The sequence below is a fragment of the Oscillospiraceae bacterium genome (assembly GCA_015068525.1).
In the GTDB taxonomy this organism is placed as follows: Bacteria; Bacillota; Clostridia; order UMGS1840; family HGM11507; genus SIG450.
In genome coordinates this window covers 33,371-59,423 of the sequence record SVKJ01000004.1, presented here as the reverse complement: position 1 = coordinate 59,423, position 26,053 = coordinate 33,371, and the positions used below count along the sequence as shown (strand labels likewise).

General features: G+C 30.8%; 28 protein-coding genes. 18 read left to right on the top strand and 10 right to left on the bottom strand.

Going from position 1 to position 26,053, the window contains the following annotated elements:
- Positions 1-189: 189 nt before the first annotated feature.
- From dcm to E7419_02235, 14 genes are all read left to right on the top strand, one after another.
- Complete coding sequence (dcm, locus tag E7419_02300; GenBank protein ID MBE7014021.1) at positions 190-1,161, top strand: DNA (cytosine-5-)-methyltransferase; 972 nt, start codon at positions 190-192, stop codon at positions 1,159-1,161.
- Positions 1,151-2,323, top strand: a complete 1,173-nt coding sequence (locus E7419_02295) for a hypothetical protein (GenBank protein ID MBE7014020.1) — start codon at positions 1,151-1,153, stop codon at positions 2,321-2,323. Before dcm ends, E7419_02295 begins: the two co-directional genes overlap by 11 nt.
- A 47-nt stretch (positions 2,324-2,370) precedes the next feature.
- Positions 2,371-3,531, top strand: a complete 1,161-nt coding sequence (locus E7419_02290) for a DNA cytosine methyltransferase (GenBank protein ID MBE7014019.1) — start codon at positions 2,371-2,373, stop codon at positions 3,529-3,531.
- Positions 3,532-3,614: 83 nt separating this feature from the next.
- A complete protein-coding gene (locus tag E7419_02285; protein MBE7014018.1) occupies positions 3,615-5,291 on the top strand; it encodes a hypothetical protein in 1,677 nt (558 codons plus the stop codon).
- 2 nt (positions 5,292-5,293) lie between these two features.
- Positions 5,294-6,511, top strand: a complete 1,218-nt coding sequence (locus tag E7419_02280) for a peptidoglycan bridge formation glycyltransferase FemA/FemB family protein (protein MBE7014017.1) — start codon at positions 5,294-5,296, stop codon at positions 6,509-6,511.
- A complete protein-coding gene (gene alr / locus E7419_02275) occupies positions 6,501-7,592 on the top strand; it encodes an alanine racemase (GenBank protein ID MBE7014016.1) in 1,092 nt (363 codons plus the stop codon). The genes E7419_02280 and alr overlap by 11 nt, the downstream gene beginning before the upstream one ends.
- Before the next feature lie 2 nt (positions 7,593-7,594).
- Complete coding sequence (locus E7419_02270; protein MBE7014015.1) at positions 7,595-8,602, top strand: hypothetical protein; 1,008 nt, start codon at positions 7,595-7,597, stop codon at positions 8,600-8,602.
- Positions 8,595-9,455, top strand: coding sequence for a stage 0 sporulation protein (locus tag E7419_02265; GenBank protein MBE7014014.1), 861 nt, complete (start codon positions 8,595-8,597; stop codon positions 9,453-9,455). The genes E7419_02270 and E7419_02265 overlap by 8 nt, the downstream gene beginning before the upstream one ends.
- Positions 9,456-9,552: 97 nt before the next feature.
- A complete protein-coding gene (locus tag E7419_02260) occupies positions 9,553-9,723 on the top strand; it encodes a 4Fe-4S dicluster domain-containing protein (GenBank protein MBE7014013.1) in 171 nt (56 codons plus the stop codon).
- A 209-nt stretch (positions 9,724-9,932) separates the two neighbouring features.
- A complete protein-coding gene (locus E7419_02255) occupies positions 9,933-10,607 on the top strand; it encodes an SAM-dependent methyltransferase (protein MBE7014012.1) in 675 nt (224 codons plus the stop codon).
- Between the two features lie 17 nt (positions 10,608-10,624).
- Positions 10,625-11,380, top strand: a complete 756-nt coding sequence (locus E7419_02250) for a hypothetical protein (protein ID MBE7014011.1) — start codon at positions 10,625-10,627, stop codon at positions 11,378-11,380.
- Between the two features lie 3 nt (positions 11,381-11,383).
- Entirely contained in the window at positions 11,384-12,343 is a 960-nt protein-coding gene (locus E7419_02245; protein MBE7014010.1) for a hydroxyacid dehydrogenase, read from the top strand.
- 91 nt (positions 12,344-12,434) lie between these two features.
- Entirely contained in the window at positions 12,435-13,814 is a 1,380-nt protein-coding gene (locus E7419_02240; protein MBE7014009.1) for a potassium transporter KtrB, read from the top strand.
- An 11-nt stretch (positions 13,815-13,825) separates the two neighbouring features.
- Positions 13,826-14,467 carry a TrkA family potassium uptake protein gene (locus tag E7419_02235; protein ID MBE7014008.1) on the top strand — a complete coding sequence of 214 codons (642 nt, stop codon included), beginning with the start codon at positions 13,826-13,828 and terminating at the stop codon, positions 14,465-14,467.
- Positions 14,468-14,524: 57 nt separating this feature from the next.
- Here the strand turns inward: E7419_02235 and E7419_02230 are convergent, their stop codons facing one another.
- The gene (locus E7419_02230; GenBank protein MBE7014007.1) at positions 14,525-15,361 is read right to left on the bottom strand and encodes a helix-turn-helix domain-containing protein; all 837 of its coding nucleotides are present in this window, start codon (positions 15,359-15,361) and stop codon (positions 14,525-14,527) included.
- A gap of 125 nt (positions 15,362-15,486) precedes the next feature.
- Between E7419_02230 and E7419_02225 the strand changes: the two genes are divergently transcribed.
- On the top strand, positions 15,487-16,548 hold the full coding sequence (locus E7419_02225) for an aminoglycoside phosphotransferase family protein (protein MBE7014006.1): 1,062 nt from the start codon (positions 15,487-15,489) through the stop codon (positions 16,546-16,548).
- Between the two features lie 45 nt (positions 16,549-16,593).
- Positions 16,594-18,177: an S-layer homology domain-containing protein gene (locus E7419_02220; protein ID MBE7014005.1), complete on the top strand. Its 1,584-nt coding sequence runs from the start codon at positions 16,594-16,596 to the stop codon at positions 18,175-18,177.
- A 587-nt stretch (positions 18,178-18,764) separates the two neighbouring features.
- Here the strand turns inward: E7419_02220 and E7419_02215 are convergent.
- The 9 genes from E7419_02215 to E7419_02175 all read right to left on the bottom strand — a co-directional run bounded on the left by E7419_02215 (position 18,765) and on the right by E7419_02175 (position 24,587).
- Complete coding sequence (locus tag E7419_02215; protein ID MBE7014004.1) at positions 18,765-19,568, bottom strand: ZIP family metal transporter; 804 nt, start codon at positions 19,566-19,568, stop codon at positions 18,765-18,767.
- A gap of 48 nt (positions 19,569-19,616) precedes the next feature.
- A complete protein-coding gene (locus E7419_02210; protein ID MBE7014003.1) occupies positions 19,617-19,790 on the bottom strand; it encodes a DUF951 domain-containing protein in 174 nt (57 codons plus the stop codon).
- A 253-nt stretch (positions 19,791-20,043) separates the two neighbouring features.
- Positions 20,044-20,706, bottom strand: coding sequence for an HAD family hydrolase (locus E7419_02205; GenBank protein ID MBE7014002.1), 663 nt, complete (start codon positions 20,704-20,706; stop codon positions 20,044-20,046).
- A complete protein-coding gene (locus tag E7419_02200; GenBank protein ID MBE7014001.1) occupies positions 20,703-20,939 on the bottom strand; it encodes a YlmC/YmxH family sporulation protein in 237 nt (78 codons plus the stop codon). The genes E7419_02205 and E7419_02200 overlap by 4 nt, the downstream gene beginning before the upstream one ends.
- Positions 20,940-20,973: 34 nt before the next feature.
- Entirely contained in the window at positions 20,974-21,453 is a 480-nt protein-coding gene (rlmH, locus tag E7419_02195) for a 23S rRNA (pseudouridine(1915)-N(3))-methyltransferase RlmH (GenBank protein MBE7014000.1), read from the bottom strand.
- Positions 21,454-21,471: 18 nt separating this feature from the next.
- Positions 21,472-22,122, bottom strand: coding sequence for a hypothetical protein (locus E7419_02190; protein ID MBE7013999.1), 651 nt, complete (start codon positions 22,120-22,122; stop codon positions 21,472-21,474).
- A gap of 50 nt (positions 22,123-22,172) precedes the next feature.
- Entirely contained in the window at positions 22,173-23,294 is a 1,122-nt protein-coding gene (locus tag E7419_02185) for an S-layer homology domain-containing protein (protein MBE7013998.1), read from the bottom strand.
- 21 nt (positions 23,295-23,315) lie between these two features.
- On the bottom strand, positions 23,316-24,029 hold the full coding sequence (locus E7419_02180) for a hypothetical protein (GenBank protein ID MBE7013997.1): 714 nt from the start codon (positions 24,027-24,029) through the stop codon (positions 23,316-23,318).
- Positions 24,030-24,041: 12 nt separating this feature from the next.
- Positions 24,042-24,587, bottom strand: coding sequence for a hypothetical protein (locus E7419_02175; GenBank protein ID MBE7013996.1), 546 nt, complete (start codon positions 24,585-24,587; stop codon positions 24,042-24,044).
- Positions 24,588-24,694: 107 nt separating this feature from the next.
- Between E7419_02175 and E7419_02170 the strand changes: the two genes are divergently transcribed.
- Both E7419_02170 and E7419_02165 read left to right on the top strand, forming a co-directional pair.
- Positions 24,695-25,579, top strand: a complete 885-nt coding sequence (locus E7419_02170) for a stage III sporulation protein AA (GenBank protein ID MBE7013995.1) — start codon at positions 24,695-24,697, stop codon at positions 25,577-25,579.
- Positions 25,557-26,051, top strand: a complete 495-nt coding sequence (locus E7419_02165) for a hypothetical protein (GenBank protein MBE7013994.1) — start codon at positions 25,557-25,559, stop codon at positions 26,049-26,051. Before E7419_02170 ends, E7419_02165 begins: the two co-directional genes overlap by 23 nt.
- Positions 26,052-26,053: the final 2 nt, after the last annotated feature.

Below are 26,053 nucleotides of genomic sequence, written 5' to 3'. Positions count from 1 at the left end.
ATGAGTCATTGATGACTGCGTAAAAATCTCTTTGCCATCAAACGTTTTTACTGGTGGAATAATGATTTTATCGAAGATAGAATTGTTTAGAGTAGGCTTTAAGTTCAAAATTTAACTGTCATTTTTCATTTAAGTTTTGACACAAGTATAAACAAGATTTATTATAGTATAATTTTGCAGGAGAAATATATGATTAAGAGTAAAATTACAGTTGGTAGTATGTTTGCTGGAATTGGTGGTATTTGTCTTGGGTTCAAACAGGCAGGATTTGATATCGTGTGGGCAAATGAAAAAGATTCTTCTGCTTGTAGAACATATCGGAATTATTTTGGTAATTCGTATTTAGTGGAAGGTGATATTTGCTGTATAGATAAGAAAACGATACCTTATTTCGATGTCCTCACAGCGGGGTTTCCTTGTCAACCCTTCTCGGTGGCAGGACCACACAAAGGATTCCAGGATAAGAGAGGAAATTTGTTTTTTCAAATAATTGATGTGGCAAAATGTGTGATGCCTAAAATAATTTTTTTGGAAAACGTAGCGAATCTTATTGATCATGATAATGGTCAAACCTTTATTATTATGTATAATGCGCTGTCGGAATTAGGTTATGTTGTAAAATATAAAAATATGCCATCCAATGAGTATGGAAATACTCCACAAACAAGAAACCGTACTTATGTAGTTGCTTTCAAAAATGATTACTTGTGTGAAAAGTTTGCTTTTCCGGAACCTGTAGAATTAAAAATCAGTATTTTTGATATTATTAAAAGAAATGTTCGGCAGAAAGATGTTTATTATTATAATTCAGAAGATAAAATATGGAATTATATGACTAGTAAAGTCAAACGTATAGATTCTATATATAGAGTTCATGATTCCGGTATTCATATAGCTAAAAACCAATCATGCCCAACACTGACTGCTTCAATGGGTACTAGAACTGATAGAGTTCCCATTATTATAGACGAATATGGATATCGAAAATTAACTGTAAGGGAATGTCTCGAATTTCAGTGTTTTCCAAATGATTTTACTTTTCCAAAAGGAACCACATTACAGGAGGCATATAAACAAGTTGGAAATTCAGTTTGTGTAACTGTTATACAAAGAATTGCCAAACAAATTAGGTTGATAATGGAGAAAGAAGATGTATTATAGTAATATTAAAGTTGAACAAGTAAATGAGAAATATGAAGTAGTAGAAGATTATGGTGAAATATTATCTTCTAAAGAATTAGTGCATATATTAAAAAAATATTTTCCGAAAGTAGAACTTAAAGATGGTTGTTTATATGGTGAATATGATAAAGAACATTATTGTATATATTTCAAAAATGTAAGTTATTTAGGAACTCCTCATCCTTACTTTAAAAAACGAATTCAAATAGGCGATAATTTTAAGGAAGTATATGTAAAAAACAAAAAACAGGGGATACATACATTATTGATAGGAGTTTATAAATATAAACAAACAATACTTTTCGTTGATTTTGATGTTGAAAAATATGCAAGTAGAAAAGCACATAATTCCTCTGCTCATGTTTATACAATTGATTTAAAAAATGGTCTATTATTTGGCATTTTTCAAAAAAAAGATATAAATAAAAATATAATCACGGTTGTCAATACTGAGAATGTTGAGAAATTCTTACAAAGTAAATTTGATACCGGTATTGATCTTAGATTAGATTTTATTGCGGTACTTGATGATTTTTTTGCAAAATTATCAAAATCTTGGCATGGTGTTAATTCTTACAAAGAAATGGTTGCAGAGCATTTTAATAACGCTTTACAACCTGAATGGCCAGGGTTTTACTTGGAGTATAATCTTGCTAAGTATATAAAAAAATATCATGTTGAAGATATTATTCAATATACACAAAATAAAAAGAAAGGAGAAATTGATTTAGATTTATTTTTTCCACAAACCGGAAACTATGGTGATCTAAAAGCACATAGCAATGATTCTCCTGGAATTCAAGGAAATGACTGGGATACCATTATGTCTATTATAAGTGATTCCAGTGTTTATTATATAGTATGTAACCATGACACCGAAAAAGATAAGAACCATGAGTATGAAGTTACAATGTTCTGGAATACTTTGCTTAAGAAATCAAATCTGATGAGTTATGCTAGCAAAATGAAAAATTCAGTGGAATTAACTTCGTATTTAATATTGGAAATTAATAGATTTAATAGTCAATATTTAGATGTTTTTAAACAGGGACATAACAGTGATGGTAGTCCTCGTGCACCGAAAATATCTATAAAAAAGCAGAATATCAGTAACTTTTTAATCCATCAAATAAATTTTTGAAATAAAAAGTTACTAATATTTATTGGATAATTGTTTGGGGTGATTGAATGAAAGAATTTAAATTTATTGACTTATTTTCGGGGATTGGGGGCTTTCATCAAGCAATGGAACAACTTGGTGGGAGATGTGTATTTGCTTCTGAAATAGATCCTCATTGTATAAAAACCTATTACAAAAATTATGGCATAAATGCAGATTATGATATAAGGCAAGTTGATGCAACGGATATTCCCAAGCACGATGTACTTTGCGCGGGGTTCCCTTGCCAAACATTTTCCAAAGCTGGGTTTCAGAAAGGAATGAGCGATACTAGAGGGACATTGTTTTTTGAAATTGAACGAATACTTAAGTATCATAAAACCAAGTATATAATACTTGAAAATGTTAGAAATCTAGTATCGCATGATAATGGTAATACATGGAATACAATTTATAGAAGTTTAAACGATCTTGGGTATAGATTAACACCACGTCCAATAATTATAAGTCCCCATCAATTAGGTGTTCCACAATTGAGAGAGAGAGTAGTTATTCTTGGGGTTTACGATCCAAAAAATTCTAATAAAGATTTAGTAATTACATTCGATAATTTGAAATCAAAAGAGGACAACTCAATTTATAGTATACTTGAAAAGCAAAGAGTAGACAAAAAGTATTACATTAACGAAAAAGAAGAATATGTATTGAATGCTTGGAATGAGTTTTATAATGGAATTTCCGAAAATATTATAGGATTTCCTATATGGGCAGAATATTTTAGGGATAAGGACGAAGAGGAAAACTTCCCGATTTGGAAGAAGGAGTTTATTAGAAAAAACAAAAAACTTTATGATAATAATAAAAGATTTATAGATAAATGGTTACAAAAATACAATAATTTAGAATTATTTACTCCCACTCAAAAAAAATTGGAATGGCAAGCTGGAGATAAAATTAACTCTTTGTGGGATGGAGTAATACAGTTCCGACCGTCAGGCATTAGAGTAAAAACTGATTGTACGTTTCCAGCTCTTGTAGCTATAGTTCAAATTCCAATTATTGGACGTTATAAACGAAGGTTAACTGTTAGAGAAGTTGCAAGACTTCAAAGTTTTCCAAATTCATTCATACCAGATTCCGATCTTCATCAAGCCTACAAACAATTTGGAAATGCTGTTAATGTGGATGTTATTAAAGTGGTAGCAAGAAAATTATTTGAGTTTAGGTGATTTGATTTTTTATAATGAGTGGCGTTGGCATCGGATATAAAAAATATACATTTGTTTTAGATTTTAAATCTTTATAAAAAGAAATGAGTTATTTGTTAGACATAGTTACTAATATAATGATAGACAATTTAGTTAGCAAGAAAATGATATTATTTTGTTGTTGGAGGAAAAAAATGAAACGTTTTGTTTTATTAATATGTGCATTGACATTGTTTTTATCTTTACCTGTTTTTTCAATGGAACTTGAATGGGCAAGTGACCAAGTTTATTCAATTATAGATATTGGGAAAGATATCGGACTTGTATATAACGAAAAAGGGTCTGCTGTTATAAATAAATATTGCCAGATAGTTACTCCTTTTACCGAAAATCAAAAAAGAATAACACCTAACGGTCTTGTTGCAGTTTTAGGCGATAATGGTTATATCGGTTTTATTAACAATAAAGGGGAGCAGGTAACAGAGTTTATTTATGATGCTTTTTCCGATACCCATGAAAAAAGCCATATAACACAGATTGGCTATCTTAGCCACTTAACAGGTTTTCCAAGTGCAGGAGATGGGTCTTCTGATTTAATTCCTGTAAGCATCAATAAAAAGTTTGGGTATATCAATTCCTACGGTACAACAGTTATTCCGCATAAATATGAGTACGCTTACGGTTTCCATCAGGGAATTGCAATGATATGCGCAGATGGGATTTTAAGCGATTACGGAACATATACTAACGGGAAATACGGATTTATAAAAGAAACAGGAGAAGAAATTCTACCTCCTGATTCTTACTGGATAGCATCATATTTCCAAAAGGACAGAGGTTATGCGTCTGCAGGAAACGGTGTAGGAGATTCTGTTTTAATTGATAAAGACGGTAATATTTTTAAATGCGATAATGACGGATTTGCTCCTGTAGCCGATTACATCTTCTTAAATTCCGAATATGGAAGATGTTCAGTAGTTGATAAAAATAAAAACACTGTTATTCCTTGGACATGGTGCTACGGGATAGAGTTATATAATAACCGTTTTGTTTATAACAACGGCATATATAATTTAAATAACGAACTTATTTATCAGGCACCTGAGGGAGCGTCTTTGTATACTATTTCTAATGACGATAAAAATTTTATGTATCTTAGAGTACCACATCCTGAAATTGATGCCTATGCTCTTATTGGTTGTCTTGATATGAATGGGAATACAGTTATTGAACCGATATATCAATCAGTTCTTGATTTAGGCGAAGGTATCATTTATGCAAGAAGCGAAACAGAGAATTTTCTTTTTGACTATAACGGAAAACAGTTAATGAAATTAAACGGTCAGATTGACTATGACTTTTCGCATAACGGATTTTTTGCAATGAGAGATTTTGACAGTATGAAATTTAAAATAGCAGTAAATCCTCTTGTTCATCCAAAAATATATTTAAACCAAGAAAAAGTACAGTTTTACGATGCATATCCATTTATTGAAAACCAAAGAACATTAGTTCCGTTAAGAGCAGTTTTTGAAAAACTGGGAGCAGAGGTTTTATGGGATGATAGTACTAGTACTGCAACTGTTAAAAAAGATGATAAAGTAATTTCTATGACAGAGGGAAGAAATATCATAACTGTTAATGGTGTTGAAAGTACAATTGATGTATCTCCTAAGATTATAGATGACAGAACATATATACCACTTCGTGCATTTTCTGAAAATCTTGGATTTACAGTAAATTGGGATGAAAATACTTATGAAATCAATATAGGAGTTTAACTATGATAACTTATTTAACCAAAGAAACACATAAAAAATTTGATGAGTTCGTTTTTAGTAATAAAAAAGGGCATTTTATGCAATCGACACTTTGGGGTAAAATTAAAGATAACTGGATAAATGAAGCAGTTATATCACTTGATGAAAACGATAATATAAAAGGAACTTTAAATCTTCTTATAAGAAAACTGCCTGTTCTTAATTATACAATTATGTATGCACCGAGAGGCCCTGTTTGCGATATATGTGACAGGGAAACAATATGTGAACTTATAGAAGGAACAAAAGAACTTGCAAAAAAATATAAGAGCCTCGTTTTAAAAATTGATCCTGATGTAATATCCCCATCTGCAGAACTTGAAGAGGGCGAAGAAGAAAATAATATAATAAATGAAAAAACAAAAAAAGAATCTGAGGAATTCTTAAAAATAATGAAAGATCTTGGCTTTAAATCAAATGACAAGTCAAAGAAATTTGAAGCCATTCAACCGAAACACGTTTTCAGACAGGATATAAAAGATAAAGACTATGACACTGTAAGAATGATGTTTAAGTCTGATACACGTAATAAAATCAATAAAAACAACGGTGTTACATTAGAAATCGGCAACAGGGAAGATTTGAAAAAATTCAGTCATCTTATGGACTTAACAGGTCAGCGTGACGAGTTCGTTGTAAGAAATCTTGAATATTTTGAAAAAATGTATGATGTACTTGCACCGGACTTTCTAAGACTTTATATGGCATACTATAACCATGAAGAGTTTGAGAGAATAAAAAAAGCCAAAGAAACGGGCGAAGAAATTATACCATCAACTGATAAAGGACAAGCCATAGCAGGAGTTTTGGCAATATACTACGGAAATAAAGTGTGGTATCTTTATGGTGCTTCGGGCAATGAATTCAGAAATAAGTATCCGAGTGAAAAACTTCAATGGGAAATGATGAAATGGGCAATAGATAATAAGTGTGACATTTATGATTTCAGAGGAGTTGAAGCAAAAGATAAAGAAAGTGAAAAGAACAAAAACGGCGGCACACGTGGAAAAAGTATATATAATTTCAAAAAGCAATTTCGGGGAACTTATGTAACTTTCGTTGGGGAACTTGAACTTGTATTTAATAAACCACTTAATTTTATGTTTAATTTTGCAGAAAAGACATTCAGGGAACTTAGAAGAAAACTATATGTCATAAGAGGAAATAAAAATGGTAAATAAGAAAATCATAGTATCAAAAGATGATATAAGATATAATATATCCGTTTTAAAAAAGGAAATGAAAACTAAAATAATTGCAGTGTTAAAAGGTGACGGATACGGCCTTGGGCTTGTTAATATGGCAAACTTATTAAGAGATTGCAAAATAGATTTTTTCGCCGTTTCCGAAGTTAATGAAGCACTGAAATTAAGAAAAGAAGGTTTTCTTTCTGAAACAATACTTCTTCTTACTCCATCTTCCAAAGAGGAAGAAGTAAGGGAACTTATAAAAAATAATATTACATTAACATTAGATTCATATGAAAATGGCGAACTTTATTCTTCTGTATGCGAAGATTTAAAAAAGACCGTAGATGTTCACATAAAAATTGATACAGGCTTTGGAAGATTTGGTTTTTCATATCATAACAAAGAGGAAATAGTTAAAGCATTAAGACTTAAAAATTTAAATTATATGGGGATATATTCTCACTTTTCTTGTGCGTTTGAAAAGAAATATAAAATAACAAAAAAACAATTTGAAAACTTTTTATCCCTTATATCATATCTTGAAACATTTGATTTTAAATTCCAAATAAAACATATTGCAAATTCTTCGGCTGCGTTGAAATTTGAAAATACTCGTCTTGATGCAGTAAGATTAGGTTCTGCCATTCTTGGAAGAATTCCTGTTGCAAACACTCTTAATTTAAGAAAAATTGCGTACTTAGAAAGCGAAGTTTTATCAGTAAAAACATTAAAAGCAGATTCAAATATCGGATACGGCAATACATATAAAACAAAAGGGATAACCGATATTGCCATTATTCCTGTAGGGTATAAAGATGGTTTTATGACTGAAAAAAGTCAGGATACATTTAGAATAAGAGATGTACTTCGTGCAGTATATAATAATGTAAAGTCGTTCGGAAAGAAAAACTATGTTAATATTAATGGAACAAATTATAAAATTGTAGGAAGAGTAGGTATGTATAATACTGTTGCAGATGTAACAGGCGGAAATGTTAAGCCTCTTGACAAGGTAACTTTAAATATAAATCCTCTTCTTGCAAATTCTAATATTACAAGGGAATATAGATAACTATGAATTTTAAAGAAATAATCGGTCACGATTTTGTAAAATCAGGCTTAATTGATACAATTAAATCAAAAAAAATAAGCCATGCCTACATCTTTGATGGTGAAGAGGGGATAGGTAAGTTAAAGTGTGCCAAAATCTTTGCGGCAGGAATTTTGTGTGAAGATTTTTCTTCTGATTTATGTGGAGTTTGTAATACCTGCCGTCTTACTAAAGGCGAAGTCCATCCTGATTTAAAAGTTTTAGACTTAACGATAGGAGAAGACGGAAAGCAAAAAGCCTCTATATCAGTAGAATCTATCCGTCAGTTTAAAAAAGAGGTTTATCTTAAACCTTTTTATAACGGAAGAAAAATATACATACTTGAAAACGCAGAGAAAATGACGGTGGAAGCGCAAAATGCAATGCTTAAAATATTTGAAGAACCGCCTTCTTATATAACCATAATTCTGATTACAAACGGGCTTTCTAAAATATTAACCACTATAAAATCAAGAGCAGTAATTTATAAATTCGCAAATTTAAATCCAAAAGAACTTGAAATCTATCTTGATAAATATTATAATAACATAGATAATAAAAACATTTATGCAAATATTTCCGGTGGAAGTATTTCTAAAATGATAGAACTTATTTCAGATAATGAGAGTCTAAAATTCAGGGATAATGTTCTTAATGCTTTTTATGAACTTATAAATAACAGTAATAAAACAGCTATCAATCCTATTTTTGATATATTTATGAAAAATAAGGATTTAAAAAACGATATTATTAAACTTATGTCTTTATTTGTTATGGATATAGCATATATAAAAGCATCAAATGAGAATGCAGTTGTCAATATTGATATAAAGGATAAACTTGAATTTCTTGTCAGAAAACTGAGTATATCAAATGTATTCAATATCCAAAAAATATTGGCTGATTTAAATGAACAACTTACTAAAAATGCAAATTATAAACTGGCAGTGTTAAATTCTATTTTAAATATCAGGGAGGAAATTCATGACTGAAATAGTAGGAATAAGATTTAAAAAGAATTGTAAAACATATTACTTTTCTCCGAATAATCTAAAAATTGAAAAAGGGCAATATGCCATTGTAGAAACATCAAGAGGTGTTGAACTTGGCGAAGTTGTTATTGCAAACAGAGAGGTAGATGATAAAAATATTTTACATCCTCTAAAACCTGTTGTAAGAATAGCAAACGAAAAAGATATGAAAACCTTGCAGGAAAATCAGATAAAGGCAAAAGAAGCCATAGAAATCTGCAAAGAAAAAGCAAGTAAACATAAACTTAATATGACTTTACTGGATGCTGAATATACTTTTGACAGAGGAAAGATTTTGTTTTATTTTACTGCCGAAGGAAGAGTAGATTTTCGTGAACTTGTTAAAGATTTAGCGGCAGTTTTTAAAACAAGAATTGAATTAAGACAAATCGGTGTGCGTGACGAAGCCAAAATTATTAAAGGTATCGGTGTATGTGGTAGGCCGTTTTGTTGTTCAAGCTTCTTAGGAGATTTTCAGCCGGTGTCTATAAAAATGGCAAAGGACCAGAATTTAAGTCTTAACTCTACTAAAAATTCAGGTGGGTGCGGACGTCTTATGTGTTGCCTTAATTTTGAACAGGAAAATTATGAAGAACTCTGGAAAATTACTCCAAGACCAAAATCTTTAATTAAAACTCCTCAGGGCGAAGCAACCGTTTTAGATGTAAATATATTAAAAGGAACTTTAAGAGCCGTTGTATCAAGTACAAATGCAGTTCAGCAGTTTAATGTATCTGAGATTAAAATTTTAAAGAATGCGGACACGACACTTGATGAAGAAACATATAAAGAACTTAAAAAATTAGAAGATTAAAAAAATAGTTGATATCTTTTGAAATATGTGTTATAATTTAGGCGTAAATGGAAAAGTTTACGGTAGATGTATTATAAATTTAAGGAGGTGCGGACCAATGGCATATATTATTTCAGATGAATGCATTATGTGTGGTGCTTGTGAAGGTGAATGCCCAGTAAGTGCTATTTCAGCAGGTGATGATAAATACGTTATCAACGCTGACGAATGTATCGAATGTGGAGCATGTGCAGGAGTTTGTCCTGTAGGAGCGCCTGTTCAAGAGTAATTTAAAAAATGCCTGCCTTAGAGCAGGCTTTTTTTCATAGGCACTCGGGAGTTGAATACCTTATGGTTTAAAATTAGAAATTTCGCTTAATCCTGCAGAAATTCCTGCGAATATACGAAATATATCGGAAACGGCAACGACAAAAAAGTCGAATTTTAAAGGTTTTGGCGAGTTTGGATATTAACGCATTTGCTTATAGAGAGGGGCTTATGTTGCTAAAGGAAAACGAGGTTATAGATAACCTTAATATAAATAATCTTAAAATTATTCAGAATAACGAAGAGTTTAAATACGGTACTGATGCAGTTGCACTTTCAAAATTTGCGAATATTAAAAATGGCGGTAAAGTCTTGGATTTATGTACGGGAAGTGGTATAATTCCGATACTTTTATGCGGTCTTAAAAATCCGAAAAAAATTGTGGGTGTAGAATATTTTTCGCATATTTGTGATATGGCAAATAGGTCTGTAAAACTTAACTCTTTAGAGGGAAAAATTGAAATTATAAATAAGGATGTAAAAGATTACAAAGAATATATTGAAGCATATTCTTTTGATAATGTCACAATAAATCCTCCGTATAAAGTGATTGATTCAGGGTTTAAAAATGACAATAGTTTTAAAACTTGTGCAAGGCACGAAGTGCTGGTTACACTTAAAGAATGTGTAAAAGCAGCAGAATACGCCCTGAAATTTGGCGGGAAACTTACTATGGTAAACCGTATTGACCGCTTATCAGATGTTTTTTATGAATTTAAATTAAATAAGATAGAACCGAAAAGAATTATGTTTATAACCGATTTTTCTTCGCCTGCTAAAATTTTTGTTTTGGAAGGTATTAAAGGTGGGAAAAGCGGTATGACTATGGAAATTTATAATAAATAAAAAATGAGGAATTTAAAATGAAACAAACAGAAATTTTAGTAAGGTCTACAATAGATGGGTCAATGCAACCTTCACTTTTTTATAAATCAGAATCAAAGGATAAACGCCCCTTACTTGTCGGACTTCATACCTGGAGTAACGATCGTTTTAATCAGATTGAAAATATGGTGCCGATTGCAGAAAAATATGACTTTAATCTTTTGCTTCCTGAATTTCGCGGCAGTAATTTAAAAAGTAATCCTGTTTGTACTAAAGCCTGTGGCTCAATGTCAGCCAAACAGGATATTAAAGATGCAATTGACTATTTAGTTGAAAACGAAAATATCGATAAGGATAATATTTTTTTATTAGGTCTTAGTGGTGGTGGTCATATGGCACTTCTTATGGCAGGTTTCTGCCCTGAGTATTTTAAAGCGATAGGAGCATATGTGCCTATAACCAATCTTGAGAAATGGACAACTCAGAACGGATATTACCGTGAACATGTTCTTGCTTGTTGTGGTAATGACGCTAAAGTGATGGAGGAAAGGTCGCCTTTTTCCTATATTGATACGATAGCGAAAGCAAACCTTAAAATTTTTCACGGTAAATTTGACAATACTGTTCCAATGACTCAAAGTGTTGAATTATATAACGAGATAATAAAAAGATATCCTGATTGTCGTGTGTTTTTGGATATCTTTGACGGCGGTCATGAAATTGACCTTGAAACTGCTATGTACTGGATTAATTCACAGTATATAGGTGCAAATAAAATAAAGGTTACGGGTTAAAATATGAAAATTATTATTTTAGACAGATTAACATTAGGGGAAGATCTTGATATTTCTTATTTATATAAAATTGGAGAAGTTGTTTCTTATGATACAACCACCCCTGATTGTGTTGAAGAAAGAATAAAAGATGCTGATGTAATATTTGTAAATAAACTTAAACTTAACGAAGAAAATCTTAAAGATGCAAAAAATTTAAAATTGATTTGCGAAGCGGCAACAGGATACGATAACATAGATATTGATTATTGTAAAAAAAGAGGTATTGCAGTATGTAATGTTCCTGGTTATTCGGTTTATAGTGTTTCACAAATTACAGTTGCAATGGCGCTTTATTTATGCAATCATATAAGCGAATATACCCGTTATGTGAAAGACGGGACATATATAGATTCTTCTTCTGCCAATATTCTTACCCCTGTATATAATGAACTTTATTCTAAAACATGGGGGATTATAGGATACGGGGCAATCGGTAAAAGAGTTGGAGAGATTGCAAAAGCTTTAGGTTGCAATATAATTTGTTATAAAAGAAAAAAAGAAGAAGGCGTAAAGTGTGTCGATTTAGATACATTGTTAAGCGAAAGTGATATAATATCAGTTCATATTCCTTTGACGGAGGAAACAAAAAATCTTATAAGCAAAGAAAAAATAAAACTGTTAAAGAAAAATGCTATATTTATAAATACTGCAAGAGGGGCAGTTGTTGACGAGGAGGCGATATGCCTTGCACTGAAAGAAGGTAAAATTGCTGGTCTTGGATGTGACGTGTATTCCAAAGAACCACTCTCAAAAAATAGTCCCTATGTTGAGATAAAAGATTATGACAATGTGTGCCTGACTCCTCATATGGCTTGGGGGGCAAAAGAAGCAAGAGAAAGATGTTTTGATATAATGATAAAAAATATGAATGCATTCTTTAACGGTGAGATTTTAAATAGAGTAGATATTGTATTGAATTAGCAATGCATCGATATGAATTCTTTGGAATTCTCGATATATTTCTATATTTTAAAGAGTTCTTTGTCCCTAACTTGACAAAATCATAGTAAGAATGTCAAATAATGTCGAAAGGTGTGATAAATTGCAAAAGATTACAAGAAAATTTTCATCAATACATATGATTATGTTTGCTTTTTTATTTGTAATTATGATTGGAAGTATTCTTTTAAGCCTGCCTATAAGTTCGGCAAGTGAAAAGAGTGTGCCCTATGTTGATGCACTTTTTATTGCAACATCGGCTACTTGTGTAACAGGTCTTGTAACCTTGCCGACTATAACAACATGGAGCATTTTTGGTCAGATTGTTATACTTTTTCTTATTCAGATGGGTGGCTTGGGAGTTATAACAGTTATTGCAGGCGCGATGATGATTTTGCAATGTAAAATTAATATAAATGATAAAATTTTAATCAGTGATTCCTTTAATATGACTTCTATAGGAGGAATATTAAATTTCGTAAAAAAAGTAATATTGCTGACCTTTGTAATAGAACTTGCAGGTGCATTATTATATATGATAGTTTTTGTTCCCGAATTAGGTTTAAAAGGAATATGGGTGTCAGTTTTTACTTCTGTATCTGCTTTTTGTAATGCTGGTATAGATATAATTTCAGAAAACAGTTTGTGTGAATATGCCCTTAATCCGATAATAAATATAACAACTGTTACGCTTATTATTTCAGGTGGTATCGGGTTTGTTGTTTTATTTGATTTGGCTAAAGTGCTGGGAGGAAAAAAACGTAAATGTGTAAAATTTTTATCTCTTCACAGTAAAATTGCACTGTCAGTTACGGCTTTTTTGATAATTATAGGAACGGTTTTGATTTTAATTTTTGAATATAACAATCCATATACTTTGGGCGGATATACATTTGGGGAAAAAATTATGGTATCCCTGTTTCAGTCTGTTACATTAAGAACGGCAGGATTCGCATCAATAGCACAAGAATGTATTACAGATGCATCTGCATTTATATCAATGCTTCTTATGTTTATTGGTGGTTCACCGTCAGGAACAGCCGGTGGAGTAAAGACGGTTACTGTTTTTGTTTTGCTTGTAAGTACGGCGGCGGTTATAAAAAACAAAAGAACAGTAGATGTGTTTAACAGGCAGGTTTCAACAGAAATTATAAAACGTTCAGTATCCATCTTCGCAGTTTCGCTGCTTACTGTTATAGGTTCAACTTTATTACTTATAATTTTTAATGGCGGCGAATTTATTGATATATTATATGAAACTATAAGTGCCGCAGCAACAGTTGGTTTGAGCAGAAATTATACGAGTACTCTGAATACAGTAGGTAAAATTATTATTACATTAACTATGTATCTTGGAAGAGTAGGGCCTATTTCTCTCGCTTTTGCTTTTAGTGTAAATAGGGGAAAAGAAAATCTTATTGAAAATCCCGTTGAAGAAATAAGTGTTGGATAAGGAGTTTTTATATGAGTAAAAATTATGCAGTTTTTGGACTTGGAAGATATGGAAGAGCAGTTGTAAAAGAGTTATTGAATAATGGAGCTGAGGTTCTGGCAGTTGATAGGGATAGAAAAATTGTGGATGAACTGGTAGGAGAAATTCCCATTTGTAAATGTGCGGATATAACAGAGCCCGGAGTGATAGAGCAACTTGGAATATCGGATATAGATGTCGTTGTTATTTCAATGGCAAAAAGTTTTGAGGCGAGTGTTATGGCAACAATGCTATGTAAAGAAGTTTGCAAAGGCAAAGTTATTGTAAAATGCTCCGACGAATCACAATGTAAGATTTTAAAAAAAATCGGAGCAGATGAAGTTATTTTGCCCGAAACCGAATCAGGAACTCGACTTGCAAAAAATCTCCTTAGTTCAGGATTTATAGATATTGCTGATATAACTGATAATATTTCAATTCTGGAAATAGGTATAAAATCTGAATGGATAGGTAAAACATTAAGAGAACTTGATTTGAGGAAAAAGCATAATATAAACATAATAGCTTTTAAAAATATAAACGATGTAGTCTTTGCAAATCCAGATGCTGTTATCAGTGATAGTATGAAGATGATAGTAATGACTGATAAAAAAGGTAAAGATTTCCTTAAATAGTATATAAAACCACCAAAATGGGGACAGTCCCCATTTTGGTGGTTTTTAAAATTATAATCAAATTTCTGACGGGCTTATTCCCATTTCTCTCTTATATGAAACAGAAAAATAACTTTGTGAACTGAAATTAAGTTTTTCGGATACTTCACTCACGCTCATTCCGTCTTTTAACATTTTGGTAGCAACCTTGAATTTTAATTTCAGAAAGTATTTATGGATACTTATTCCTGCATACTTTTCAAACAGTCTTTTTAAACCCGATTGGCTTAAATAACAACTTTTCGCAATATCTGATACAGTTGGATGATTAAAAACATTATCATTCATATATTTTATTACATCTTTAAATATAAGTGCATCTTTACTGGTTGACACCTTTGAAATATTAGGACTATCTGCCAAAGATAAAAGTAAGTGTTCAAGGTGAGTAACCACTTGTTGTAAATACAACGGATTATCTTTCTTTGCATATAAGAACTGTTCTTCCTTTTTATAATTCATAATTAAATCATCTTCATTTGACTTAATAAATTCCAAAAATAACTCTATAATATCCTGTTGTTCTTCTGTTAAGTGAAATACTTTGTCATTAAAATAATCTGCATATTTACCTTTAAGATTAAAAGAGAAGATTAAAATGTGCGCACCCTTTTTTCCATTTACGGATAATTTGTGCATTTCCATAGGTTTATGGAATATAATATCTCCTTTAGAAAGTTCATAAATTTTTTCATCTGCAGATACTAAAGCAGTCCCTGATATAATATATCTGCATTCCCAAAAATTATGAGTTTCCCCTGAAAAATCAAACCCCTCTGGTTTTTTCTCAATGAAGAGAGAATAAAGAGCATCAATATTAACTTGTTTAACAATTTTAATAGGTTTCCATTCCATTTTTCTCACCTTTTTGAACTAAAATCAAATATTTTTGAACTTTTTGTGTATTTAAATTTGATTTCTGACCGTATATAATATATCATATAAAAATTAAAAAGTAAATATTATGAGGTGAAAAAAATATGGATTTAAATTACATTTTACAACAATTCAAAACAGAAAAGGAAATTGAACCATATGGTAATGGTCATATCAATGATACCTATGTAGTAAATCCTGCACGATTTATTATTCAGAGAATCAACACAAATATTTTTAAAAACCCATACGAACTTATGGAAAATATTGAAAATGTTACTGCTCATTTAAGAGAAAAAATTATCAAAGAAGGCGGAGATCCTGACAGAGAAACTTTAACTGTTGTAAAAACTGATAACGGAGAAAATTTCTTAAAAACAGAAGACGGATGTTTTCGTGTATATAAATTTATTGAAAACACAAAAACTGTTGAAAACGATAAAACAATAGAAGACATATACAATGCAGGTAAGGGTTTTGGAAGATTTCAGAATATGTTAAGTGATTATCCTGCACATACTCTTCATGAAACTATTAAAGATTTTCATAATACCGTAAAAAGAGTTGAAGCATTAAAAGAAGCAATAAAAGAAGATAAAGCGGGCAGAGCTGAATCGGTTAAAGAAGAAATTGAATTTGCACTTTCCTGCGCAAGTTTTTCTGATGTTGTAGTAAAAGGTATTGAAGACGGAAGCATTCCTGTTCGTGTTACTCATAATGATACAAAAATAAACAATATATTATTTGATGATAAAACAGGAGAAGCTGTGGCAGTTATCGACCTTGACACAGTTATGCCGGGTAGTATGTTATACGACTTTGGCGATACTCTGCGTATGGGTGCGTCAACAGGTGCAGAAGATGAAACAGATCTTTCTAAAGTATGGTTTGATGAAAAAATATTTGAAGAGTTTGCAAAAGGATTTCTTTCGGAAACAAAAAATTCTCTTACTGAAAGAGAAATTGAACTTTTACCATTCTCTGCAAAACTTATGACTTATGAATGTGGAATAAGATTTTTAACTGATTATTTAAACGGAGATACTTATTTTAAAATTCACAGACCAAACCATAACCTTGACCGTGCAAGAAATCAGTTCAAATTGGTAAAAAATATTGAAGAAAAAGAAACAATTCTTATTGACATTATAGCCAATTTAAAATAAAATATATATGTATACATATATATAAATTTTTAAGGAGGCTATAATATGAAAAGAATAATTTCTTTTGTACTGGCATTTATGATGTTTGGTACAGTAGCACTGGCGAATATTACTTTTACTGACATTGACGCATCTCACTGGGGATACCAAAATGTCGAAAAACTTGTTAACGATGGTACTGTTAAAGGTTATACCGACGGAAGTTTCAGACCTGACAATACTGTTACCCGTGCAGAATTTGTTAAAATGATGGGTAAAGGCGAAGTTTCAAGAGAAACTGCTTTTTATGATGTTGATGCATCTCACTGGGGTTATGAATATATTATGACTTCAGGTTTTGATTCAGCGGATGGTAATTTCTATCCTGATAAAGCGATTACAAGAGGCGAAGCAGTTACACTTTTATGGAAAAGATTTGGTTCTAAAGAAGGTTTATACGCACCAAGTGCTTTAACAAGTTCAAATTATAATAAAAGTGCTGTTTACTGGGCATATAATTACAAAATTATGATAGGGGATGACGGTCTTAATTTAAGACTTGACGATTCTATATCCCGTGTTGAAGCGGCAGCGCTTATTATAAGAACAAGAGAAACCGACTTTAATAAAGCACAGGCAAACTTTAAAGATACAGTATCTAACGATGTACTAAAAGCAGTTTTTGACAGTTTCGATATTTTTGATACCGATGTACAGTATCAAGAAAATAAAACAATTACCAACGGCGAACTTGCACGTGCAGTTATAAGAATTATAAGCGGAGAAAAAAATCTTTCTTATATTGGATTTAATGCATCATCTACTTTTGAAGGTACTTATGCAAAAGACATCAACATTGTTGCAAACAAATGTTTAGGAAAAGAATATGACACAAAAGAGTTTTCAGACAAAGAAGCAACAGTGGGAGACGCTGTAGCAATGTTATCTTATATGGCTATTGAAAAGTCCAATACTCCGATTGTACCTTATGTAAGTGATGCAGTATATAGTGATGCTCAGTCAGTAAGCGGTACAAAAAGAAATTATCTTAATTTTGCTTTCCAACAAGGAGTATTCTTAACTTGTGACGGTAAATTAGGTATTAATGATAAATTAACTCATAAAACACTTGCACTTTTACTTATCCAGTTTGATGAGATTACAGGTACTAAAACAGGTTATTCAACATTAAAAGATTCTAAAGGTAACTTTATTAAATATGATATCAGTTTAAATAAAAATATTGCAACATACCCTGCAAATTACAAAGAGTTTGACTGTGTAATAGAAGGCGTTGAAAACATTGCATATAACAAACCTCAGAAAGCAAAAGAAGAAGCATATAAGTCATATAGTTTTGCTTCAGAATTCAGTTCAATGTTTATTGATAAGATTTCTACACTTCCTGAGTTTATTAAAAAGAATTACGGCATTGATACTGAAATTGTAATGTATCCGTCACTTGTTTGGAATAACGGAAGCGGTTTTACATTAAGAGTAAAATGCAAAGTTTTAGAAACTTATGGCAAAGCAATTGACATTAATGAAATGTTTGGCGATATGTTGGTATCTAACATTTCAGGAAATCTTGCTAACGGAATGGAAATAATGATGGAAATTTCACTTTCCTATGCTGATTTAATTATGTAAATATACTTATTAAAAAAAGATGTTTGAAAATATTCAAACATCTTTTTTTACAGCCTTTTTTAATCTAACATCCCCAATGTAATTTAAAAGGGCTAGGAAAAAATGTTTGGAATGGACAAATTTAGCCAAAATCTTTGATTTTGGGTTACCCGAAGGCGTACTAAGGTACGTCGAGTGGCTAAATTTGTTCATAGCAAAAAGTATAAATTTCAAAGATTTTTTAAAAAAAATCTTTACCTTTTTCATATATATTTTAGGCTTTTTTCCTAAAAAACATTGATATATTTCACTTTTTGCGGTCCAGACTTTTTTTACAGCCTTTTTTAACCTAATATCCCCAATGTAATATAAAAGGGCTAGGAAAAAATGTTTGGAATGGACAAATTTAGCCAAAATCTTTGATTTTGGGTTACCCGAAGGCGTACTAAGGTACGTCAAGTGGCTAAATTTGTTCATAGCAAAAAGTATAAATTTCAAAGATTTTTTAAAAAAAATCTTTACCTTTTTCATATATATTTTAGGCTTTTTTCCTAAAAAACATTGATATATTTCACTTTTTGCGGTCCAGACTTTTTTTACAGCCCTTTTTAACCTAACATAACATCTAAAAGCATCATAGTAGCAAATCCTAAAATTATTCCCATAGTGGCAAAATATGGCTGTTTGTCTTTACTGCTCTGACATTCTGGAATAAGTTCATGAACAGCTACTAAAATCATTGCACCTGCTGCAAAAGACAGGGCATAAGGAAGTATTATTTCTATATAAACGACAAGTAAAGCACCTATAACTCCTGCTATTGGCTCTACCATTCCTGATGCCTGACCGTAGAAGAAACTTGTTTTTCTTGAATATCCCTCTCTTCTTAAAGGAAGAGAAACTGCTGCACCTTCAGGGAAATTTTGCAAACCTATTCCGATTGCGATTGATATGGCACCCATAAGACTTTCTAAACTGTAACCTGAGTTTTTTAAAGCACCAAAGGCAACTCCTACAGCAAGACCTTCAGGAATGTTGTGAAGAGTTATAGAAAGAATAAGCATAATAATTCTTCCCGTTTTTTCATTCCTGTTATCATCAAGTGAATTTGCTTTTTTTATGGATTGGGACACGATTTTATCTGAAATCCACATAAATACTGCACCGAATAAAAAACCAATAGTTACAACAATATAGGCAGGAAGGGAAGAGGAAACCTCTGCGCGTGCAATGGCAGGAGAAAGTAAAGACCAGAAACTTGCCGCAATCATAACTCCTGATGCAAACCCAAGCATAAGATTAAGTATCTTTGTACTTGGAGCCTTAAAAAAAATAACGGTTGCAGCGCCAAGGGCTGTAACAAACCACGTTCCCAAAGTCGCCACAAACGCCATTAAGACAAGTTCATCCATGATGCACCTCCTATATTTATTATATAGGAAGATATAAAAAGTGTTAAACTAATTTATTTTTTTAATGTTTTTTTCTAATTTTTTTCTTTCAATCAGTGTATAGTGAGAACAGTTAGTGCATTTTATTCCAATATCCATTCCCACTCTTTTTACTTCAAAGGTTTCACACCCGCAAGGATGTTTTTTCTTTAAAGTTAAAATATCTCCGATATTTATTTCCATTTTGTTACCTCATAGCCGTCGGAAAGTTATCCGAACTCGTTTTTAAATTGTAAATTTTTGATATAATTTCGTTAAAAGTCTTGGAAATATCGCATATTCCCTGCACCTTTTGCCTCATTCTATCGAAAAATTTCCTAATTTGAAAATTCTTCGAACCTCTAACTCTTAAAAATTGAGATTTTTCTAGGCGGAAGATTTCGATAATACGAGGTATATCGAAAGCGACAACAACGAAAAAGCCGATTTTTAAGTGTTAGAGGCGGGTTCGGATAGCTCTCCGACGGCTAAAATAATCTGTAATTTCTTTTGTATCATTAAATATTTTTACAGGATTATATTTTAATAATTCATCTGTTGTGCCAAACCCATAACTTACACCGTAAAAGTCAATTCCAACATCAGTTGCACCCTCGCCGTCAAATTTAGTATCGCCAATTAAAACGCAGTCTTCTTTATTAAGTTTAAATTTTTTAGTAACATAGTTTACAACCTGAATTTTGGAACTGTCAGGCTTGTCCTTTTCGCTTCCTGATACAAATTTAAAATATTTTAATATATCTTCTTTTTCAAGTATCATTTTCGCATAATCTGTCGGTTTGGATGTTGTTATAAATAAACTATAATCTTTGGATAAAGATGTAAGCATTTCTTTCATTCCGTCATAAAGCGAGAATTCAAAAATTCCTTTTTTGCTGTAATATTCTCTGTATTTTGAAACAAAAATATCTGCAGTTTCAAAATCAACATTAAATGTATTTAAAAAAGAGTTATGCAGGGGAGGACCTATAAACGTTCGCAATGTTTTTTCGTCTAATTCTTTTAGATTATAGGACTTAATAACATATTTAATTGAATTAAATATACCCTCCATAGAGTTTATAACTGTTCCGTCTAAATCAAAAAAAATATTTTTCATATGTTCTCCTTAATTAAAATTATGTCATCGCCAATTTTTTTAATTTTTCCCCATTCAATAACATAGTCTTCATTTTTCCCGAAAAAATTAAATGTTTTTGTTGAGGATGGGATTCTTATTGCTTTTATTTCTCCTGTAGTTAAATCTATGTCAATATTACTCACATATCCAAGCCTCGTACCATCATCCGCATTTATTACTTCTTTTTTTTGTAAATCTAAAAAAGTATTCATATAATCACCCTTATTATTATATAAAAAGGTTGATTTATTTATGATAGGATTCGCCCTTTTGAATTTTAAAGGCACGGTAAATTTGTTCGGTAAGCATTAGCCTTGCTATGTTGTGCGGAAATGTCATATCCGACATTGAAAGTTTAAAATCACTCTCTTTTTTAATCTTATCAGAAATACCGTAAGAACTTCCTATAACAAAATTTATTTCAGAGTAGTTTTGAGAAATATCTGAAATCATTTTGGAAAGCTCCTCTGAAGTCACTTTTTTACCCTCGATACACAATGTAAAGGTGTATGACTTGTCGGATAATCTCTTCTTGATTTCAATCGCTTCTTTTTCTAAGCATATATCAATTTCACTCTGAGACGGCTTTTCCGAAATAGGCAGGTCATTAAGTTCCAAAACCTCAAGTTTTGCATACTTTGAAAGCCTTTTTTCAAACTCTGAAATTGCATTTTTAAGATCTTTATTTTTAATTTTTCCTAAAGTTATAATTTTAATTTTAAGCATAATTTTTCCTTCTGTTACCTATTTTTCTAATTTTTTTAATAATTCATCAACCTTAATACCGCTATATATCTTCTTTGCTTGTTTGTTTTCAGAAAATGCTGAAATTGTATATCCATCGTCTGTTACATAATACATTCCTATAACTGAATAACTTCTTCTTGTCGGATGCTTTGCATTTTTACCTTCAAATACAGGTACAACTACCTTCATTCCATCGGATAATTTTGGATTGTAGTCTTTAAAAATGATATTATCGCTTATAGTAATAACATCGCCTTTTTGATATTTACCTTCGGTATCGTTTATAACATTAAGAGTATATTCGTAAAACTCAAATGTATCTTCAATTCCTTTATCTTTCCTTTTTTTATCTACCTCAGTTTTGCCTGTTGAAGCATTTACGAAATATGTTTTATAATCTCCCACTACTTCGCCATATACAAACGAATCAGAAAGTTCGATTATATCTTCAAGTGAAATATTATGATTAAGAGATACATTCGGAGGTTCAATAATACCGCATATCGGATATTGTTCTCTTAATTGCGAAATTTGCTCATCAGTCAATTTGTCTTCCTTATTGTTTAACGAAAATAAACAAATCAGACATAAACTTATTGCAATTATAACTAAAATACAAATCAGGATTTTATTTTTTGATATATGCATAACAAAAACCTCCTCTACCAATTTAGTTTTTATCACTCTTTAAAATTATTTTATAAAGCATAAGTTTCAATAGGGCCGTACCATACTGACAGCGTTGTTGTTCTCCCTGTAGTATCTGTATAAACAGTTGTTACCTTTCTTTTATACCATTTGTTTAATTCTATTTCTTCGGGCAGATTGTCACATTTTTCATATCTGAAATACTCATATCCACAAGCCTGTTTTGTACTGAACACTGCAGGAAAAACTGTTTCATAACAGTTTTCGGGTGCAAAAACATGAATACTTTCTCTCTTTGTTCCAAATTTTTGCGCTTCTTCTATAATATCCGTTATAGTAATACTTCGGTCATCTTTAAATATAATTTGGTTTGGGGTTCTTATAGAATAAGGAAAGCAAAAATTCATCTGATGCTCTTTGTAACTCTCGTCTTTTAGTTTTTCATAGTCAAGATTTCCTATTGCATCCATCATTATAATCATTTGATCTGCTACCAAAGTTTTATCGTACGAAGGTCTCTCATATTCTGCACCGCCTTTAGCAGTAATTATAGGTGTAAATTGACATATCTCATTATCATAGGCAGAATTTAAAATCTGATTCATTGATATAGGGGAAGTCCCGCAGATTTCATATAAAGAATACTTTTGCCTTGCATTTAATCCGTATTGCAAGCGTTCACCTATAATTTTAAGTTGTGACTCTGTTATATTATCTTCCGAACCGAACACATCTCCGTATCCCATTAAATACCCATGTTCTATACAGTATTTAACCTCTTTTTCGTTCCAGTAAGATAAATCTTTATAGTTACCATTGTATGTAATACTGTCAACAGGAGAAGTATAATAATCTTTTATTCTGTATATCATACAGGCAAATTCTGCTCTTGTTACATTTTGTGTAAGCCGTAAAGTTTTATCTTCGTAACCTTTTATTATATTATATTGCAACGCCAGACTGACAATATTTTTATCCTCTGCGGAAAGCTCGTTCGTATCTGTGTATTGTTTTAGTATAGTTGTATCTGCTTCTTCTATGTTAATAGAAGAATGATATATAATAAATTCAATACATCTTAATCGGGAAACAGGCGTAGAAGATGCGTTGCCATATATGGAAATTCCCGCTGATAATATTAATACTAAAAAATATACTACAAATTTCTTCATTATAACCCTCTTGTTTAAAAATTATTTGTTCTTAAGTTTTTTTACACCATAAAAAACTGCAAATACTAATGTAATAATTAGTAGTATTAACAGAAAAGTATAAATGTTGTTTTCAAAGAAACTGCCTCCGCCGATAAGTCCACCCTGCGAACTTTCCATTCTTTTTATAAAGTCGTTAATAACATTATCGTTTGTTGACTTTGCATCTATAGGTTTATCTAAATCTATAAAAATTTCCTGTTTGCCGTCATTAATTAAAAATCCGTTTATTATTGTTGTTTGTTTTATATATTTTGCATTTTTAAAATCAATGTTTTCCTTTAAATTATTTTCATTTGATACACATAAAACCTTGTAACCTGAGTCATCTTTTACTATTTCTACTGTCGCAACCTCTCTGCCTGAAACAATTATCGGAAAATAATATTTGTTATCTTCAACTAAATAGGGAAGTACATTTTTTTCGCCATTATCGTATGCCTTTTTTAGTTTTTTAAAATCAACTTTGTAACCTTTAATGCCGTCGCCAAAAGAAATTGTGCTTAAATCATCACTTTCTAAAATATTAAAACCCTCAGGGTCTCCTTTTAACGGAATTAAAATTGATTCATAATTTTTAATTGTTCCTTTTTCTAATAACAATGCTATTTCATTAAGTTCATTATTTACATTGGCTGATGCCATAATATTAATACCAAAAATAAATATGCATATTAATAAAACTATTTTCTTCATTTTATTACCTCTTTATGGACGCATTGGGGTCTGTCCCTTTTGCGTCCATTTTATACTTTTTAGCAACTTGATAATTTCTGATTTGTATAAGTTATATGTTTTAATATCCATTTTGATATTAGCAGATATGTGGTCATTTTCATTTATAAATGCCTGTGCTTCTATAATATCTCCGTTTTCTTTTTCATAAAGAACAATGTTTTTATCAATATCCGTTTTTTTATAACCGCTATCTCTAACAAACTTATCCGTTTGTTTTCCGTAAGTTTCATATACGTAGATAAAATTTTCTTTATTCCCGTCAATGTATATATTAATTCCCGAATCAGGAGAAGGATTTTCGTTTTCTGAGCCGTATCTATAAGCAAAAGTTTCACTTGCCCATGTTGACGGAAATGTTACACTAAAACCGAATATTCCATCGGTGTATGTTGAATATCCTTTTTCAAAGGTATTTTCAATTTGATTATCTTCTATAATTTGATTTTCGTTAATATTACATGAAGTTAAAAATAGTACAACTAAAATCCCTGTAAGTAAAATTAATGTTTTTTTCAAAGAAAACAGTCCTTTCTTTTTTTCTTATTATAGCATTAAATAATTCAAAAATCAACTTATGTTCTAAAATTGGACAAAGTTAAATATAAATTAGTAAGGTGATTAAGATGGATAAAAGAATGGAAAGTATTTTTAATATTTTGCCTGATAGTATAATAAAGGCGCTTAAACCGTTTTGTGATAGTTTAATTGAGGAAATAAGAATAAAAATAAATTGCCCCATATTTATATATATAAAAAGTAAGGAGCATACCCTTTATTATAACAATGAAATTTATATTGCAAAAAAAGAAGATGTTGATTACATTTTAAAAAAAGCAACAAAAAATTCTTTATATGCATATATAGAAGATATAAAAAACGGGTTTATTACCATTGATAACGGTCATAGAATAGGTATCGCAGGAAGAGCAGTTTATGAAGATAAAAAACTTATAAACATTAAGGATATAAGCAGTTTAAATATAAGGTGTGCCAATGAACTTAAGGGTGTATATGAAAATGTATATAACAAACTATTTAAAAATAAGGATATAGAAAATACGCTTATAATTTCACCTCCAAAATGCGGCAAAACTACTCTCTTAAGAGATTTAACAAGGCTTCTTTCAAAGAATAAAAATATAAAAATTGCCTTGATTGATGAAAGAGACGAAATTGCATCTTCCTATATGGGTAAAGATTATAACGATGTAGGTGAAAGGACTTTTGTGCTTTCGGGTTATTCAAAAGAGGAGGGGTTTTCACATGCTGTAAGAAGTTTATCTTCTGATATTATTATCGCAGATGAGATAGGCGGAAGGGAAGATTTTAATATAATTTCCTATGCACTTAAAAGAGGTGTAAAAATAATTGCCACACTTCATGGAGACGGCATTTTTGAAATAAAAAACAAAAGAGAATTTAGTGCATTTAAAAATATAGTTGTTCTTGATAAAAATTTTGACTATAAGATTTATAAATTTACGGATGGTGAAAATGATGAATTTTAAGATAATGGGAATTGTTTTCATACTGTTTTGCGGACTTTATTTTTCTTATGATGTTAAGAAAAAATATGATAACAGAATAAAGGTGCTTGAAGGATTTTTAAAAGACTTTGAATTTTTTATAAATGAAATATCGTTTTTAAAAACTCCTGTTAATGAAATAATCTTAAAGTTAAAAGAAGAGTGGAACAGTGATTTTTATGATTTTATTTTAAAGAAAGGTACAGATAGAGTAAAAGAAAGGCTTTTAAGTTATGAATATAACATTTTACCTAAAGATGCCGATATAATATCTGATTTTTTTCAAAGTCTTGGAACAGGTGATTATGAAAATCAGATAAACAGTTTAAAATCTTATGGTGAACTTTTAAAGGGAAGAATTAAAGAAGCAAAAAATGATAAGGAAAAAAATCAGAAATCGTCATCTTCTCTTATAATGTGCAGTTTTATAATAGTAATAATTTTTTTGGTTTAGGA

Excerpts from the sequence above, each read along its gene's own strand:
- E7419_02255 (MBE7014012.1), top strand. The coding sequence starts at position 9,933 with ATGTTGCTAAAGGAAAACGAGGTTATAGATAACCTTAATATAAATAAT.
- E7419_02265 (MBE7014014.1), top strand. The coding sequence starts at position 8,595 with ATGACTGAAATAGTAGGAATAAGATTTAAAAAGAATTGTAAAACATAT.
- dcm (MBE7014021.1), top strand. The coding sequence starts at position 190 with ATGATTAAGAGTAAAATTACAGTTGGTAGTATGTTTGCTGGAATTGGT.
- E7419_02185 (MBE7013998.1), bottom strand. The coding sequence starts at position 23,294 with ATGAAGAAATTTGTAGTATATTTTTTAGTATTAATATTATCAGCGGGA.
- E7419_02165 (MBE7013994.1), top strand. The coding sequence starts at position 25,557 with ATGGTGAAAATGATGAATTTTAAGATAATGGGAATTGTTTTCATACTG.
- E7419_02205 (MBE7014002.1), bottom strand. The coding sequence starts at position 20,706 with ATGAAAAATATTTTTTTTGATTTAGACGGAACAGTTATAAACTCTATG.
- E7419_02225 (MBE7014006.1), top strand. The coding sequence starts at position 15,487 with ATGGATTTAAATTACATTTTACAACAATTCAAAACAGAAAAGGAAATT.
- E7419_02190 (MBE7013999.1), bottom strand. The coding sequence starts at position 22,122 with ATGCATATATCAAAAAATAAAATCCTGATTTGTATTTTAGTTATAATT.
- E7419_02245 (MBE7014010.1), top strand. The coding sequence starts at position 11,384 with ATGAAAATTATTATTTTAGACAGATTAACATTAGGGGAAGATCTTGAT.
- E7419_02295 (MBE7014020.1), top strand. The coding sequence starts at position 1,151 with ATGTATTATAGTAATATTAAAGTTGAACAAGTAAATGAGAAATATGAA.
- E7419_02280 (MBE7014017.1), top strand. The coding sequence starts at position 5,294 with ATGATAACTTATTTAACCAAAGAAACACATAAAAAATTTGATGAGTTC.
- E7419_02270 (MBE7014015.1), top strand. The coding sequence starts at position 7,595 with ATGAATTTTAAAGAAATAATCGGTCACGATTTTGTAAAATCAGGCTTA.
- E7419_02170 (MBE7013995.1), top strand. The coding sequence starts at position 24,695 with ATGGATAAAAGAATGGAAAGTATTTTTAATATTTTGCCTGATAGTATA.
- E7419_02220 (MBE7014005.1), top strand. The coding sequence starts at position 16,594 with ATGAAAAGAATAATTTCTTTTGTACTGGCATTTATGATGTTTGGTACA.
- E7419_02260 (MBE7014013.1), top strand. The coding sequence starts at position 9,553 with ATGGCATATATTATTTCAGATGAATGCATTATGTGTGGTGCTTGTGAA.
- rlmH (MBE7014000.1), bottom strand. The coding sequence starts at position 21,453 with ATGCTTAAAATTAAAATTATAACTTTAGGAAAAATTAAAAATAAAGAT.
- E7419_02290 (MBE7014019.1), top strand. The coding sequence starts at position 2,371 with ATGAAAGAATTTAAATTTATTGACTTATTTTCGGGGATTGGGGGCTTT.
- E7419_02285 (MBE7014018.1), top strand. The coding sequence starts at position 3,615 with ATGAGTTATTTGTTAGACATAGTTACTAATATAATGATAGACAATTTA.
- E7419_02235 (MBE7014008.1), top strand. The coding sequence starts at position 13,826 with ATGAGTAAAAATTATGCAGTTTTTGGACTTGGAAGATATGGAAGAGCA.
- E7419_02180 (MBE7013997.1), bottom strand. The coding sequence starts at position 24,029 with ATGAAGAAAATAGTTTTATTAATATGCATATTTATTTTTGGTATTAAT.
- E7419_02250 (MBE7014011.1), top strand. The coding sequence starts at position 10,625 with ATGAAACAAACAGAAATTTTAGTAAGGTCTACAATAGATGGGTCAATG.
- E7419_02230 (MBE7014007.1), bottom strand. The coding sequence starts at position 15,361 with ATGGAATGGAAACCTATTAAAATTGTTAAACAAGTTAATATTGATGCT.
- E7419_02210 (MBE7014003.1), bottom strand. The coding sequence starts at position 19,790 with ATGGAAATAAATATCGGAGATATTTTAACTTTAAAGAAAAAACATCCT.
- E7419_02200 (MBE7014001.1), bottom strand. The coding sequence starts at position 20,939 with ATGAATACTTTTTTAGATTTACAAAAAAAAGAAGTAATAAATGCGGAT.
- alr (MBE7014016.1), top strand. The coding sequence starts at position 6,501 with ATGGTAAATAAGAAAATCATAGTATCAAAAGATGATATAAGATATAAT.
- E7419_02240 (MBE7014009.1), top strand. The coding sequence starts at position 12,435 with ATGTCAAATAATGTCGAAAGGTGTGATAAATTGCAAAAGATTACAAGA.
- E7419_02215 (MBE7014004.1), bottom strand. The coding sequence starts at position 19,568 with ATGGATGAACTTGTCTTAATGGCGTTTGTGGCGACTTTGGGAACGTGG.